The organism is Duganella alba (assembly GCF_009674495.1).
In the GTDB taxonomy this organism is placed as follows: Bacteria; Pseudomonadota; Gammaproteobacteria; order Burkholderiales; family Burkholderiaceae_D; genus Rugamonas; species Rugamonas alba.
The window spans coordinates 1-255 of record NZ_WKJN01000111.1; the positions used below are offsets into that span (position 1 = coordinate 1).

General features: G+C 49.4%; 1 rRNA gene. It reads left to right on the forward strand.

Going from position 1 to position 255, the window contains the following annotated elements:
• Window positions 1–255 (forward strand): 23S ribosomal RNA (locus GJ695_RS29495); the annotation flags it as partial.

Here is a 255-nt window from a genome sequence, read left to right on the forward strand (position 1 = left end):
ACTGAAACATCTAAGTAGCTGCAGGAAAATAAATCAACCGAGATTCCCAAAGTAGTGGCGAGCGAAATGGGAAGAGCCTGTACGTGATAGTCGGACTGATAGTGGAATGCTCTGGAAATGGCAGCCATAGCGGGTGATAGCCCCGTACACGAAATCAGACCGGTGGTACTAAGCGTACGACAAGTAGGGCGGGACACGAGAAATCCTGTCTGAATATGGGGGGACCATCCTCCAAGGCTAAATACTCGTAATCGA